12 protein-coding genes, 1 tRNA gene and 1 pseudogene are annotated in these 13,593 nt (G+C 69.8%); 4 read left to right on the top strand and 10 right to left on the bottom strand.

The features are described from left to right. Nucleotides 1-23: 23 nt before the first annotated feature. Nucleotides 24-761: a hypothetical protein gene (locus AB0I77_RS19950; RefSeq protein ID WP_363283924.1), complete on the bottom strand. Its 738-nt coding sequence runs from the start codon at nucleotides 759-761 to the stop codon at nucleotides 24-26. Between the two features lie 47 nt (nucleotides 762-808). Here AB0I77_RS19950 and AB0I77_RS19945 point away from each other — a divergent pair, with 47 nt between their 5' ends. Then, entirely contained in the window at nucleotides 809-997 is a 189-nt protein-coding gene (locus tag AB0I77_RS19945) for a DUF5703 family protein (RefSeq protein WP_005485166.1), read from the top strand. A gap of 102 nt (nucleotides 998-1,099) precedes the next feature. On the opposite strand, the gene AB0I77_RS19940 is transcribed toward AB0I77_RS19945, so the two are convergent. The 3 genes from AB0I77_RS19940 to AB0I77_RS19930 all read right to left on the bottom strand — a co-directional run bounded on the left by AB0I77_RS19940 (nucleotide 1,100) and on the right by AB0I77_RS19930 (nucleotide 3,814). After that, nucleotides 1,100-1,939, bottom strand: a complete 840-nt coding sequence (locus tag AB0I77_RS19940; RefSeq protein ID WP_363283923.1) for a chaplin family protein — start codon at nucleotides 1,937-1,939, stop codon at nucleotides 1,100-1,102. A 142-nt stretch (nucleotides 1,940-2,081) separates the two neighbouring features. Next, complete coding sequence (gene chpH / locus AB0I77_RS19935) at nucleotides 2,082-2,315, bottom strand: chaplin ChpH (protein ID WP_363283922.1); 234 nt, start codon at nucleotides 2,313-2,315, stop codon at nucleotides 2,082-2,084. 173 nt (nucleotides 2,316-2,488) lie between these two features. Continuing rightward, nucleotides 2,489-3,814 carry a M20/M25/M40 family metallo-hydrolase gene (locus tag AB0I77_RS19930; protein WP_363283921.1) on the bottom strand — a complete coding sequence of 442 codons (1,326 nt, stop codon included), beginning with the start codon at nucleotides 3,812-3,814 and terminating at the stop codon, nucleotides 2,489-2,491. Between the two features lie 187 nt (nucleotides 3,815-4,001). Here AB0I77_RS19930 and AB0I77_RS19925 point away from each other — a divergent pair. Both AB0I77_RS19925 and AB0I77_RS19920 read left to right on the top strand, forming a co-directional pair. Then, a tRNA-Leu gene (locus tag AB0I77_RS19925) sits at nucleotides 4,002-4,086 on the top strand. 207 nt (nucleotides 4,087-4,293) lie between these two features. Further along, complete coding sequence (locus AB0I77_RS19920; RefSeq protein WP_363283919.1) at nucleotides 4,294-5,823, top strand: APC family permease; 1,530 nt, start codon at nucleotides 4,294-4,296, stop codon at nucleotides 5,821-5,823. Between the two features lie 19 nt (nucleotides 5,824-5,842). On the opposite strand, the gene AB0I77_RS19915 is transcribed toward AB0I77_RS19920, so the two are convergent. From AB0I77_RS19915 to AB0I77_RS19890, 6 genes and pseudogenes are all read right to left on the bottom strand, one after another. Beyond that, complete coding sequence (locus AB0I77_RS19915; RefSeq protein ID WP_363283918.1) at nucleotides 5,843-6,157, bottom strand: hypothetical protein; 315 nt, start codon at nucleotides 6,155-6,157, stop codon at nucleotides 5,843-5,845. 194 nt (nucleotides 6,158-6,351) lie between these two features. Continuing rightward, nucleotides 6,352-7,677 carry a hypothetical protein gene (locus AB0I77_RS19910; RefSeq protein ID WP_363283917.1) on the bottom strand — a complete coding sequence of 442 codons (1,326 nt, stop codon included), beginning with the start codon at nucleotides 7,675-7,677 and terminating at the stop codon, nucleotides 6,352-6,354. Nucleotides 7,678-7,909: 232 nt separating this feature from the next. Continuing rightward, nucleotides 7,910-8,840 (bottom strand): annotated as a pseudogene (locus AB0I77_RS19905) (chloride channel protein); the annotation flags it as partial. A 170-nt stretch (nucleotides 8,841-9,010) separates the two neighbouring features. After that, a complete protein-coding gene (locus tag AB0I77_RS19900; RefSeq protein WP_363283916.1) occupies nucleotides 9,011-10,780 on the bottom strand; it encodes a cation:proton antiporter in 1,770 nt (589 codons plus the stop codon). A 76-nt stretch (nucleotides 10,781-10,856) separates the two neighbouring features. Further along, the gene (locus tag AB0I77_RS19895) at nucleotides 10,857-11,045 is read right to left on the bottom strand and encodes a hypothetical protein (RefSeq protein ID WP_363283915.1); all 189 of its coding nucleotides are present in this window, start codon (nucleotides 11,043-11,045) and stop codon (nucleotides 10,857-10,859) included. Between the two features lie 4 nt (nucleotides 11,046-11,049). Beyond that, nucleotides 11,050-11,241 (bottom strand): hypothetical protein, encoded by a 192-nt coding sequence (locus tag AB0I77_RS19890; protein ID WP_363283914.1) that lies wholly within the window; start codon nucleotides 11,239-11,241, stop codon nucleotides 11,050-11,052. A 470-nt stretch (nucleotides 11,242-11,711) separates the two neighbouring features. Here AB0I77_RS19890 and AB0I77_RS19885 point away from each other — a divergent pair, with 470 nt between their 5' ends. Continuing rightward, the gene (locus AB0I77_RS19885) at nucleotides 11,712-13,532 is read left to right on the top strand and encodes a glycoside hydrolase family 15 protein (protein ID WP_363283913.1); all 1,821 of its coding nucleotides are present in this window, start codon (nucleotides 11,712-11,714) and stop codon (nucleotides 13,530-13,532) included. Nucleotides 13,533-13,593 lie beyond the last annotated feature (61 nt).

The following is a 13,593-nucleotide window of genomic DNA, read 5'->3' as shown; positions in this document are numbered from 1 at the left end:
GTGGTTACCGCCGGCGCGTGCGCTCAGCGATCCGCGTCCAGTGGCTCCAGATCCTCGTCCTCGTCCAGATCCGCGTCGAGTTCGAGTTCGTCGGTCTCGTCCTCAGGCTCGGGCTCGTCCTCGACGTCCTCGGTCTCGTCGTCCACGTCGTCGATCTCGTCGTCGAAGACCGCGCTGACGTCGAAGCGGCAGACCACCCGCTGCGCGTCGATCTGCTCGAACGGCGCCTCCAGCCACTCCCCGGGGTCGGCCGGTTCGTCCGCGGCCGTCACCCAGAGCGTGGAGTCGCCCTCCTCGAGACCGAACTCCTTGTGCCGCGAGGCGATCTCGTCCGCTTCGAACTCGCCGAACAGGATGCCCAGCGCCCCGTGGACCGTGCCGGATGCCGCCGTGTCGTCGCCGATGTCGTCGTCCGCCGCCTCGATCCGCTGGGCGTGCGCCAGCAGCCGCTGGGGCTCCGCCACGGAGTAGTCGCGGCGGATCAGCACGCTCAGCGCGTTCGGCTCCTCGGGACCCGTGTACGGCGGCAGTGAATCTTCCGCTCCGGGGATCTCGAAGGGTGTGACCTCGTCATAACGGTCGTAGAGCAGTTCGTCGTACACCTCGGCGGCCGCGGCCAGCTCGTTGAACGCCTCGTAGACGGCCGGGTCGTCCTCGCCCGACCGGCGTTCGACCGCGGCCAAGTGGCGGTCGAGCGCGGTCTTGACCGCCTCGGCGGCGGCGCGTACCTCGGCAGCGGTGGGCTGCACAGCATCAGACATAGTGCAGACGCTATCCGTACAGGGGCTCTGCACGCACAATAGATGCGATGCCGGAATACGAATTTGTCGACGTGTACGTGCCGCGCGGGGTCTCCCGCAAGGACGCCACGCGTCTGCTGACGGACCATGCCGAGTACGGACACTGGGAGTTGGACCGCCTGAGCCTGCTGCGCGACGGCAGCCGCAGGGTGCGGCTGCGTCGGAGGATCATCCGCCAGGTACGCGCCACGTGGTGAGCTGAGGCGACGAGAACGGAGCGGGCCCCCATCGAGGCAGGGCCCGCTCCGTTGTGCGCACCCCGGGGAAGTTCGTGGTGCTTTCCGGCACTGTGTGCCGCTTTACGCCGAGACGCGCGCCTTGCGGTAGAGGACCGCGCCCGCCAGCAGCGCCCCCGCGCCTACGGGGAGGACGAGGCCCATCGCCAGGTCACTGCCGGTGTGCGCGAGCTGTGCGGCACCCTCGGGCTGGACGACGGACTGCGCCCCCGGCTGGTTGGCGTGCGAGGAGTCGCCCGGCGTCCGGTCGTCCGAGGTGGGCGGCGCGGTCGGGGAACCGGGGCGACTGGGTTCCACCGGATTGCCCGGGTTCTCCGGGTTGCCGGGCTGCTCCGGCGTCCCGGGAGGCGTCGTCCCGGGAGGCGTCGTCCCGTTGTCGCCACCCGGCGGCGTACCGGGGTGTCCGCCGCCGTAACCGCCGTCGTTCGCGCAGTCGTCGGCCGTGGTGGTGTTGCCGATGCCGATGATGTCGACGCTGTTGCCGCAGACGTTCACCGGCGCGTCGATCGGCGCCTCGACGTGGTTGCCCGAGCCGACGCCCGGCGAACCGCCGGTGTGCCCGCCCGCCTGCGAGCCCCCGGAGCCGGCGGAGCCGCCGTGACCACCGTGGCCGTCGTGCCCCCCGTAACCGCCGGAGGAACCGCCGCCACCGCTGCGTACGCCGGTGTTGACGCACTTGTTGCCCATCGCCGGGTTGAGGAGCCCGACGACGTTGACCGTGTTGCCGCAGACGTTCACCGGTGCGTTCACCGGCGCCTGCACCGAGTTGCCCGACAGCACGCCGGGCGAGTTCGTGCTCGATCCGCTCGCGCCCGAGTCGGCGTGCGCCCCGCCGCCGGTGGCGGCGATCACGCCGGTCGCGGCGGCCACGGTCATCAGGCCCTTGCGGGTGACCTGTCGCATTGCTGAATCCCTGCCTTCGACCTTGTACCGAAAACTCGACGTCCCGAAATCTCGACGTCCCGAAAAGGCCGGTCGGCCCCGGAGCACATGGCGTGCGCTCCGGGGCCGACCGGCTCAGCCCCTCACGGGGCGAGGCACAACGTCACTTGTTGATGCAGACGTTGCCGAAGGCGGGGTTCAGCAGCCCGATCACGGAGACCGTGTTGCCGCAGACGTTCACGGGGACGTGAACGGGAACCTGGACGACGTTGCCGGAAAGGACACCCGGGGAGTGCACGGCCGCACCCTGGGCACCAGAGTCGGCGACGGCCATGCCCGCGCCCGCGAGAACCAGACCACCAGTGGCAGCGGCAGCAGCGACGATCTTCTTGATCATTATTCTCTCCTTGTTGGCAATGCGATCCCAAGTAGCGGATCGCATCACCAGTAACGAGGAGGGAGTAATGGAGCTACGAGCTTATGGTCGGATTCACTCTTCTCAGTCAATTCCGCACGGGCGGTCGATTGTTGAAGTTTCGTTTCAGTGGGCGAATCCAGGACGGGACGCCTTCAGGACGCGTCGATGAACCGATCGAGCACGCGCACGCCGAACTTCAGTCCCGCCACCGGCACCCGCTCGTCGACTCCGTGGAACATGCCCGCGAAGTCCAGCTCCGGCGGCAGCTGGAGCGGCGCGAAGCCGAAGCCCCGGATGCCCAGGTCGTCGAAGGACTTGGCGTCCGTCCCGCCGGAGAGCATGTAGGGAATCGCCTTCGCGGTCGGGTCCTCGGCCAGCAGCGCGGACTGCATCGCCGCCACGAGCGCTCCGTCGAAGGTGGTCTCCACCGCCTTGTCCGCGTGCACGTCCTCGCGCCGCACCGTCGGCCCGAGGATCCGGTCGAGGTCGGCGAGGAACTCCTCCTCGTGCCCCGGCAGGAAACGTCCGTCGACGTGTGCGGTGGCCTCGCCCGGAATGACGTTGACCTTGTAACCGGCGCCGAGCTGCGTGGGATTGGCCGTGTTGCTCAGGGTCGCACCGATGAACTTGGCGATGCCGCCGAGCCTGACGAGGGTGGACTCCATGTCCTCCGGGTCGAGCTCGGTGCCGAGCGCGTCGCCGAGTTCGTCGAGGAAGGCCCGGGTCGTCTTGGTGACCCGCACCGGGAACGTGTGCCGGCCGAGCCGCGCGACGGCCTCCGACAGCTCGGTGATGGCGTTGTCCCGGTGGATCATCGACCCGTGCCCGGCGGTGCCGGCCACGGTCAGCTTCATCCAGTGCATGCCCTTCTCGGCCGTCTGGATCAGATAGAGCCGCCGCTCCTCGCTCACGGTGAACGAGAACCCGCCCACCTCGCTGATCGCCTCGGTGACGCCCTCGAAGAGGTCGGGATGCTTCTTGACGAGATGCTTGGCGCCGTACGTGCCGCCCGCCTCCTCGTCCGCGAGGAACGCGAGCACGATGTCGCGCGGGGGCCTGCGCCCGCTGCGCAGCCGATCGCGTACGACCGCCAGGGTCATCGCGTCCATGTCCTTCATGTCGACCGCGCCACGGCCCCACACGCAGCCGTCCGCGATCTCGCCGGAGAAGGGGGGGTGGGTCCAGTCGGCCGCGTTGGCCGGTACGACATCGGTGTGGCCGTGGATGAGCAGCGCGGGCCGGGACCGGTCCTCGCCCTCGATCCGGGCCACCGTGGAGGCGCGTCCCGGGTGCGACTCGAAGATCCGCGGTTCGAGACCCACCTCGGCGAGCTTCTCGGCGACGTACTCGGCCGCCTTGCGCTCGCCCGGTCCCGAGTGATCGCCGTAGTTGCTGGTGTCGATCTGGATCAGCTCGCGGCAGAGGTCCACGACCTCGTCCTCGCCGGTGACGCCCCTGGCCGTGTCCGTCTCGCTCACGTGCTTCCTCCCGCGCTGTCGCTGCTGGTGGTCCCCCTCATCCTCCCTCTCCCCCCGGTCGCTCCCCAAGACCGGCCCCGGCCCGTCACACGCCGTTCACGCCCGGACGGGGGTGATCGGCCACCCCTGGGAGCCTGGTAATGTTTCTTCTGTCGCCGCGGGGGAAACTCCGCTCGACAGACACCTTGTCCGGGTGGCGGAATGGCAGACGCGCTAGCTTGAGGTGCTAGTGCCCTTTATCGGGCGTGGGGGTTCAAGTCCCCCCTCGGACACGATCAATACACCTCGCGGGAGGCGTCGGCCGGGATTCGGTCGGCGCCTCCTGTTTTGCTGCAGCTCCCCATCACCACGGCGACCCGGCTGGGGCAGTCGGCCGGAGAAGTGATGGTCAAGACTGCACATGAACGCTTGTGGGCTTTCGTGGCGGCGGCAGATCATGGCCGGATCCCGCCCGTACCACGAGCACGCAGGAGCTCCCGGTGACCGCTGGCCAACTGACTTCCGAGCCGGGCGGCACGCCGGCCGCAGCCCAGGCGGAGCGGCAGAAGCTGCGCAAGCACTTCGGTCGCTTCGACATCCTTTTCTTCCTCCTCTGCACCATCGTCGGGGTGGACACCATCGGCACCGTGGCCTCGTCCGGTGCCGAGGCGTTCACCTGGCTCATCGTGCTGGCCGTCGTGTTCTTCGTGCCTTCCGCACTGCTGACCGCCGAACTCGGGGCCGCGTTCCCCGACGAGGGCGGCCCCTACATCTGGACCAGCCGGGCCTTCGGGCGACTCGCCGGTGCCGTCAACAACTTCCTGTACTGGATCACCAATCCGGTCTGGCTCGGCGGCACGCTCGCCGTTTCCGCCGTCACGGCCTACACCACCTTCTTCAACGACGGGAAGGACCTGAGCACCCTGGCCTTCTACGCCTTCACCCTTGTGTTCATCTGGGTGGGCGTGCTCGCCGCGATCCTCTCCTTCGACGTCGGCAAGTGGATTCCCACCATCGGCGCCTGGAGCCGTTTCGTCCTCCTCGGCCTGTTCACCGCCACGGTCGTGGTCTACGGCATCCAGCACGGCCTGCACGGATTCGGGATCGGCGACTTCTCCCCTACCTACGTGGGATTCGTCGGGCTGGTGCCCGTCCTGATGTTCAATTACGTCGGTTTCGAGCTGCCGAATACCGCGGGCGACGAGATGAAGGACGCCCAGAAGGACGTGCCCTTCGCCATCTTCCGCAGCGCCTTCCTCGCCGTTGTGCTGTACGCGCTGCCGATCCTCGGCATCCTGCTCGTCCTGCCGGTCAAGGCCATCACCGGCCTCGGCGGATTCATCGACGCGATCCGGCAGGTCTTCACCGTGTACGGCGGCCACGTCGCCGCCGACGGCACCGCCACGCTCAGCGGCGCCGGCAGCCTGCTCGGGGACCTCGCGGCCATCATGTTCATCCTCACGGTGCTGTCCTCGGGCGTCACGTGGGTCATGGGCTCCGACCGCGCGCTCGCCGTCTCCGGCTACGACGGCGCCGCGCCCCGCTTCCTCGGCGTCATCTCCAACCGGTTCGGCACCCCGGTACGGGTCAACATCCTCAGCGGGGTGGTCTCCACCGTCGTCCTGGTCCTGGCCCACGAACTGACCAACGGCAGCGCCGCCAAGCTCTTCGGCGCCGTCCTCGGCCTGGCCGTATCCACCACCCTCGTCAGCTACCTGGGCATCTTCCCGGCACTCGCGGTGCTGCGTCGCAAGGCCCCCGACGTCCCCCGCCCCTACAAGGCGCCTTTCCCCCGCACCATCAGTGTGGTGCTCACCCTGCTCGTCCTCTTCGCGAGCGTGCAGCTGGTCGCCCCCGGACTCGGCGACCACTGGTTCGGCTCCGACTACGCGCCGGACGGCTGGAGTTACGGCGAGCGCTGGAAGTACCTGCTGACGGAGGCCGTCCCGCTCGTCGGGTTCATGCTCCTCGGGGTGCTGTTCTGGGCACTGGGCAAGCCGACCCGCACTTCGCGTGCCGCCGAGGGGTAGCACGACACGAGGGGTGGCCTCAGGCCTCTTCCAGGGCCTCGCCGAACTCGCGCAGCACCCGGCCGTGATGGCTGTGGGCGAGCTGGTGTCCGACCGCCAGGACCAGCGCCACCGGCCATTCGAGAATCTCGAAGGCGGCCAGTGCGCCAAGGCCGGCGATAAAGGCGAGCTGCTCGGGAGGGAGCAGTTCCAGACGCGCGCCGAACACGTCGAGGGTCACGGCGTTGTGTGCGACAGCGTGCTCAGCGGCCGCGCCGGGCAACTTGGCGTCCGGTCCCGGGGCACCGGGCTCAACGGGACGGGCATCCGGAGAGGTGACAGGTGATGCGGTCATGATTGCCATCCGTTCCATCGTCGACCGCGTTGCCGTCGGCGAAGCGTTTTGGCATGTTTCGCTGTCTTTTCAACCATACCGAGGGTCCGCAGACGTCGCATGGGTATGCGGCGGGGCCGAGGTCGGCGGGCGCCGGCCGCAGCATCGGGCAGCCGTCGGCTACCGGCCCGCTGTCGGTAGCCTGAACAGCGCCTTCAGTGAGTGGCGCGGGAGTCTGCGGGCGGCGTGGTGCCGTCCAGGAATTCGCGGATCGCGAAGCCGACCAGCGTGAGCACCGCAGTCCACACCACGACCATCGTGGTCGGGTAGGTCCAGGTGAACAGGACGACCGCGGCGACGACCAGGATGGCGACCCCGATCCAGCGCTTGAAGCGGTGCACGAACCGCCCGACCGCACCGAGGCGAAGCCCCGCCGACACCGCCACGTCGCGGAGTGCGGCAATGCTCCTGCGGCAGCCCGTACGAGTGAGGACGGCGATACGGGACGGGCCGGCGAGGAACGCGCCGACGGCGGTGAAGAGGGCGACCGCGGCGAGCGCCCGCACTCCGGCGCGCAGAAACCTGACCAGCGCGTCGTAGACGGCTCCGGCAGCTGCCTGGGACGTCCCGGGAGGCAGATGATCGAGGTAGACGTCGCGCACGACGGTGAGGGAGATACCGAGGACCAGCATGGCCACGAACACCGCCAGCGCGGCCCCGATCAGCGCGTGACGGCGGTTGACCGCCACGTACACCCCTGCGGCGGCGATCAGCAGGGCGATAACGGGCAACCAGCCGCCGAGGATCTCCAGCACTCGCAGATAGGTCTTGACCTCGTCGACCTCCTTCGACGCGAACACGACAAAGTTCGTATGGACGTCCGGGATTCTCGCGGCGGGAGCGAAGCCGGCGCTGACCAGCCGGTCCTTGACCTCGGCGACGATCGGAGCCACGTCGATGGCGACCTGGTTGTCCTTCAGCGAGACCACATCGTCGGATTGACCCGTCAGGGCCTCGTCGAGCGCGGTGTGCACCCTGCGGTTGGCGCTCACCCACACCTTCTCGAAGGCACTGCTGGTGACCACCCGCTCCACTGTGCTGCTGACCAGCTGTTTCAGACCGTTGGCGATCGGCTGGTCCAGGTCGCCCAGCAGCTTGGCCGCGCGCGGCGGGACACCTTTCTGTGCGGCCGCGTCCGTCAGTTCCTTGACGAGCGCGTCCACGTCGATCTGTGCCAGTACCGCGGCGGTGACCCGGTTGGTGACCGCCTTCTGCACATCGGGATCACTGGCCAGCGGTCCGACGGTGGCGACGTAACGGTCGGTGTCCTGCACGATGCTGTTCGCCCACACCGCGACGACGGACAGCAGCGACAACAGCGCGGCGAGAAGGATCAGCAGGACCGAGCCGAGCGAACGGAAGGGGTGATGGCCCGCCGCCCGCCGCGGCCCGGCAGCCTCCAGGGCACTCAACCGGTGTCGCAGTTCGTCCAGCTCACTGCGCTCCTGCTTCGAGAGCCGGGCGTCGCCGTTGTCGCTCATGAGCTCAAAGCAATCGCCGCGGCGGGCGACCCGCGACCTGGGCGAAGCAGGTGGGTGAACACACCGAGGTGCACCTGACCGGCGACGGCGAGCTCGGCCTACGCGGACCCCGGCTCCGGGGCAGGAGGAGGTGTGAGCCTCTCTGTCCTCTCTGTCCTCTCTGTCCTCTCTGTCCTCTCTGTCCTCTCTGTCCTCTCAGCATCGCGGCGCTCATCGCTCCGATACCCATCAGCATGCCGCCCGCCGCTCCCACGAACATCGCGGGAAAGATCGGGCCTCCCCTGAAACTGCTGAGCGATGCGCAGTAGGCCAGGCCCTTGCACAACACCAGCAGCGACAGCGCTCCCACCGAATACGCGGCGCTGTGCGCGAGGAGTGGATCCAGCGCCGTCTGCCCCGAATACAGCACATCGGTCGCCGCTTTGCCGGTGCCCTCCGCGTAGCCGATCGCCAGCCCCGCCACGACGAGGCCCATGACCACCGTGGCCGGCACCCGTCGCCTCTCGACGTGCGTCTTGAGCCGGACGGCGAGCCATCGGATTCCCACGCCCAGGAGAGCGGCTGACAGTCCGATGACCAGAGCCCAGCCGAATTCCGCCGCTGTCGGGGCGGTGGCCTGGGGTACGTCGGTCAGTGCCAGCGAGTACGTGCCAAGACCGGTCCATGATCCCAGCCCGACGAAGATGAGAGCGCCGATGCCCGCGGCCAGCAGGCCGGGCAGCAGCACCAGGGCCATCATCGGCCCGCCCAGTCCCGAGGCTTCCATCAGGAGGAACGCTCCGAGCAGGGGTGATCCCAGCAGCGAGCTGACGGCGGCGAAACTTCCCGCCGCGCCCAACACCGCGCTCATCTGCTTGGGCGGGTCCCCTTTGACGAGGCGTACGGCGCCGGCGGCGAGCCCGCCGCCGAGTGCCAGGAGAGGGGCCTCGGGCCCGAGGACAGCGGCGAAGCAGAGCGTCGCCAGGGCGGCGAAAATGATGCCGGGCAGCTCGATGGGTGTGGGGGCTCCGCCGGCCTTGAACCCGGCTGTGGGTTCATGACCGCCGTGTCCCGGCACCCAGCGACTCGGGCAGATCCGTGTAGATCAACGGCTGGACTTCGTCGACCAGCGCGAGGAAGCCGAACGCCGCGGCGGACACCGGCACGCCGATCAGCGCGGCCATCACCAGGAGCACCAGGTACGCGCGGCTTCGAAGAAGCGTCAACGGGTCCGGGGGGTGCCCCGGTCCCGGATCCAGTCCTGGCGACCGGCATGCGCATTGCCTCCTCGCGATGGGGACGTGATGCGCACGGCGCGATTCCGAGCCTGGCACGCCATTTACATGCGGGCATGTCAACGCCGCCCGTGGGTGTGGCCAGGGGTCAGCAGGACGACCGTGTCCCCCGGCCGGGGCAGTGGTCTGCTGCCTTCCGTGACCGGATCGAGGCGGCCGTCCCGCCGTACGAGGAACAGCACGTCGCAGCCGGGCGGCAGGGCATCGGCGGCGGGCTGCGCCAGGACGGCCGCTCCGTCCTCGTATCTGCGGGACAGGGCCGCCCAGGTCAGATCCGTGCCGAACAGGACTTCCCCGCCGATGAACGGTCCCACCGCTCCATGGCTGTCGGGCGGTGCGTTGAGGCGATGGACCGCCTCCTCCACGCTGCCGCGCAGCATCATCGCCGCCAGTGCGTTGAAGTCGTCCTCGGCCGTGAGGAAGTACACCGCTGTGACGCCCTCCAGCTCGGCGGCCCCACCGGTGGCGGCCGCCAGCAGCTCACCGGGCGCAAGCCCGATCCCGGCCTGCCTGATGCGTTCGCGCTGCTCCTCCTCCCCTGCCCACATCAGCACCTCCAGCCCCGTGGATCGCAGGGCCACACCCAGGTCGACGACCCAGGGGTCGCCGCCGACCAGCAGCGGACGAGAACGGGCCGGGCGTACGACACCCAGGTGCCGGGCCACGGGCGAGGCGGTCAGGCCGTAGAGCGTCACGGTGGCGACGATGACCACGAACGTAGCCGGAAGGATCTTCGAGGCGCCGTCGATCCCTTGGGCCACCAGGGCGGCCGAGAACGTCGACGCGGTGGCGGCCGCGACGATGCCGCGCGGCGCCATCCAGCCGATGAAGCCCCGCTCGCCGCGTGTCAGGTCGGTGCCGAACGCGGACACGAGCGCCACCAGCGGCCTGACGGCCAGCACCGATACGGCGGCGAGCCCGAGCGCGGGCAGGATCACATGGCGCAGCGACTGCGGGGTCACGGTGGCCGAGATCGAGATGAAGAGCAGGCCGATGATCAGGCTGACCAGGGTCTCGAAGAACGCCCGGCGCGCCGGTGCGTCGATGCCGGGGAGGTTGGCGACGGCCAGGCCCATCACCACTGCGGCGATGAGGCCCGTGTCGTCGCGCAGGACATCGCAGAACGCCGCCACACCGATCACCGCGGCGAGCTGCGCCGTGGTGCCGAGCACCTCGCCGAGCCGCAGCACCCGGAACAGCAACCACAGCAGAGCCGCCCCGACCACTCCCCCGGCCGCTCCGACGCCCACGCCGGCCAGGAAGCCCGCCGCCACGCTGCCGAAGTGGTGATCCGTGCTCGCCACGACCGCGTGGAAGACCAGTGCTCCCAGGATGCCGCCGACCGGGTCGATGAGGGAGCCTTCCCAGATCAGGATGCGTTGGAGCCGGTCCTTCGGCCGTACGAAGCTGAGCAGCGGTCCGACGACCGTCGGCCCCGAGACCACGAGGATCGCGCCGAGCATGACGGCAGCCCGCTGGGACATGCCCAGCAGCGGCGCGGCCAGGAGCGTGCCGAGCGCCCAGGTGATCAGGACACCGATCCAGATCAGCCGGACGACGACACGGCGGGTGTGCCCCTTCAGCCTCGCCAGGTCCAGCCCGAGGCCCGCGTCGTAGAGGATCACGGCGACGGCCAGCGACACCAGCGGTGAGAACGCCGACCCCAGCAGCCGCTCGGGGTCGACGTCGTCGATCAGCGCGCCGGCGGCGAAGCCGACCGGCAGCAGGACGATGAGGGCGGGGATACGCAGGCGGCTCGCCAGGATCTGCGATCCGACGGCGAGGACCAGGGTCAGACCCACGCCGATGAGCACCTGGTTGGTCGTCACGGGGGCCCTTTCGGTGGGTGGTGGCCGGACGGGTCTCGGCCGGATGGGCGTCAGGTCGGGGACCGTGACGGTGCCCTCACTCTCCCCACGGCGTGATGCCCCACCGGACGGTGTGCTGCGCGCCGGGTCCGAGGCCGACCAGCGAGGTGCCGCTGCGGGAGACGTCCGGCGGGCAGGTCATCGGCTCGATGGCGACCGCGCGACGGCGCTGCCCCGGTGGGAGGGTGCCGCGGGTCCAGAGCTGTAGGTAGCCCGGCGCCCTCACCCAGTCAGACGTCCCGCGCGGGGACGGTCAGTACCGCCTCGTCGACGAGCGCGGTACCCGCGGCGATATGGGGATGCCGGCCGAAGCCGTACGGTGCGGAGCTCGCGTCGAGATTCCGGGCGGTGACGGCGACCTCCAGCCCGCCCTGTCCCAGAGCGCCGCCGATCCGGTCCTGTTCGGCGAAGCCGTGGACCACGGTGCGTTCGCCGGCCCCGTACGACCTGAGCGCCGCGCCGCGCCCGGCTCGACGATGACGGCGCGGTGGGCTCCGTGACGGAGTGGCAGTTGCCGTCCGGTGCGGCTCTCCTGCACGCGTGGCCTCCTCGGTCCGCCGCGTGCCCTCGTACGCGGGCGTGGTGGTGGTCTGCGGTGGCGGCTCTCTCGTCGGGAGGGTGCGGTCCCCGCTCAGACCCGGTCAAGCGCGACACGTTTCCGCGGACGGATCGCACGGCATGTTCGCCCTTTCGAGGGCCGCAGGCAGCGGGCCCGCACGGTCAGCAGTCGGACCGTCCGGGAGGTGAGATCACGGGGGCTCGACTCCTGCCGCCCGGCCCCTTCGGCCGCCTCACCGGCCGCGGCGGACCTGCGACCGTCGCCTCGACGCGCCAGGACGACAGGGTTGTCGGATCGTAGGAGGGGGGACTTCGTCCGAGACGCGGAGCAGCCATGGAGCGCTACCCTCCCATCGCAGACCACGGCCTGGTGGGCGACCTGCAGACCGCCGCGCTCGTCTCGTCGCAGGGCATCGTCGACTGGTTCGCCGCTCCCAGATTCGACTCGCCCAGCATCTTCGCCGCCCTGCTCGACCACGACGGCGGAGGGTATCTGCGACTGGCCCCCGAGCACCCGGACGGGACCTGCAAGCAGCTCTACTACCCCGACACGGCCATCCTGGTGACCCGGTTCCTGTCGCCGGACGGCGTGGGCGAGGTGGTCGACTTCATGCCCCCGGACCAGACCGGGACCGCTACCGACCGGCACACCCTCGTACGGGTGGTGCGTGCCGTGCGGGGGTCTGTCGACTTCACGCTCGAGTGCCGGCCGCGCTTCGACTACGGCCGGGCCGAGCACCAGCTGGAACTCGGCGAGAACGGCGGCCTGTTCCGGGCCCCGGGGATCGACGCGTACTTGCAGACGAGCTTCCCGCTGGAGCAGGACGGAGCGGACGTACGCGGCAGGGTGACCCTGAATGCCGGCGAGTCGGGTGGCGTCGTGTTCACCGTCTGCGCGTCCGGCGGCGAGGCACCCGCACCCCTCACGGTCGACGGGGTCACCGCACAGTTCCGGGAGGTCGCCGACTTCTGGCAGAACTGGCTGCGTCAGTCCCGCTATCGGGGCCGCTGGCCCGAACTGGTGCACCGCTCGGCGATCACCCTCAAGCTCCTCACCTACGCCCCCACCGGCGCGCTGGTCGCGGCGGCCACCATGGGCCTGCCGGAGCAGGTCGGCGGAGAGCGCAACTGGGACTACCGCTTCACCTGGGTACGCGACAGCGCGCTGTCCGTGCGCGCCATGCTCGATCTCGGCTTCGTCGAGGAGGCCACCGCCTTCGTCCACTGGCTGGTTGCCAGGCTTCAGGAGCGCGAGGGCAAGGAGGAGGAGCCGCTCCAGACGATGTACCGGGTCGACGGCGACCCCGACCTTCCGGAGGAGACACTCGACCACTTCGAGGGTTACCGCGGCTCCTTCCCCGTCCGCATCGGCAACGGCGCCGCGAATCAGCTCCAGCTGGACATCTACGGCGAGGCCGTCTACGCGCTGTCCCAGGGCCGCGAGATCGCGCAGCAGGCCACCTACCAGGGGTGGAAGACGCTGACCAGGACGCTGGACTGGTTCGCGAAGGCCTGGGACCGGCCGGACGAGGGCATCTGGGAGACCCGCGGCGGCCGCCAGGACTTCACCTACAGCCGGGTGATGTCCTGGGTAGCCTTCGACCACGGGCTGCGGATGGCCGAGGAATTTCGCCGGCCGGCCGACCTGGAAGGTTGGCGCGCGGCCAGGGACGCCGTCCTCGAACAGGTCATGGAGCGCGGCTGGAGCGACAAGGAGGAGGCCTTCGTCCAGCACTACGGCGGCGACGTCCTGGACGCCTCCCTGCTGCTCATGCCGAGGGTCGGCTTCATCGGCCCGAAGGACCCGACCTGGCTCTCCACACTCGACGCGATGGACCGCACACTCGTCTCCGACAGCCTCGTCTACCGCTATGACCCGGCGGCCTCGCCCGACGGACTGCGCGGCTCGGAGGGCACCTTCAGTCTGTGCACCTTCCTCTACGTCGACGCACTGGCCCACGCGGGGAGACTCCCCCAGGCCCGCTACACCTTCGAGAAGATGCAGACCTACGCCAACCACGTCGGGCTCTTCGCCGAGGAGGTCGGTCCGAGCGGGGAGCAACTGGGCAACTTCCCCCAGGCGTTCACCCATCTGTCCCTGATCATGGCGGCCGTCACCCTCGACAAGGCACTCGACGCGGAGCAAGGGCGCTGACCCATTGGTCACGCACGCCCCTCCGGGAGGATCGCCGTGGCCGGCCGGGGACGAGTTCGGC

Origin of the sequence: Streptomyces sp. NPDC050619 (assembly GCF_040654815.1) — a bacterium.
Taxonomy (GTDB): Bacteria; Actinomycetota; Actinomycetes; order Streptomycetales; family Streptomycetaceae; genus Streptomyces.
The sequence above is the reverse complement of the archived record's forward strand: the minus strand, read 5'-3'. Positions and strand labels throughout refer to the sequence as shown.

What these genes read in the sequence shown, in the direction of transcription:
- chpH (WP_363283922.1), bottom strand. Translation starts at nt 2,315, where the DNA reads ATGATCAAGAAGATCGTCGCTGCTGCCGCTGCCACTGGTGGTCTGGTT.
- AB0I77_RS19910 (WP_363283917.1), bottom strand. Translation starts at nt 7,677, where the DNA reads ATGAGCGACAACGGCGACGCCCGGCTCTCGAAGCAGGAGCGCAGTGAG.
- AB0I77_RS19950 (WP_363283924.1), bottom strand. Translation starts at nt 761, where the DNA reads ATGTCTGATGCTGTGCAGCCCACCGCTGCCGAGGTACGCGCCGCCGCC.
- AB0I77_RS19885 (WP_363283913.1), top strand. Translation starts at nt 11,712, where the DNA reads ATGGAGCGCTACCCTCCCATCGCAGACCACGGCCTGGTGGGCGACCTG.
- AB0I77_RS19940 (WP_363283923.1), bottom strand. Translation starts at nt 1,939, where the DNA reads ATGCGACAGGTCACCCGCAAGGGCCTGATGACCGTGGCCGCCGCGACC.
- AB0I77_RS19915 (WP_363283918.1), bottom strand. Translation starts at nt 6,157, where the DNA reads ATGACCGCATCACCTGTCACCTCTCCGGATGCCCGTCCCGTTGAGCCC.
- AB0I77_RS19945 (WP_005485166.1), top strand. Translation starts at nt 809, where the DNA reads ATGCCGGAATACGAATTTGTCGACGTGTACGTGCCGCGCGGGGTCTCC.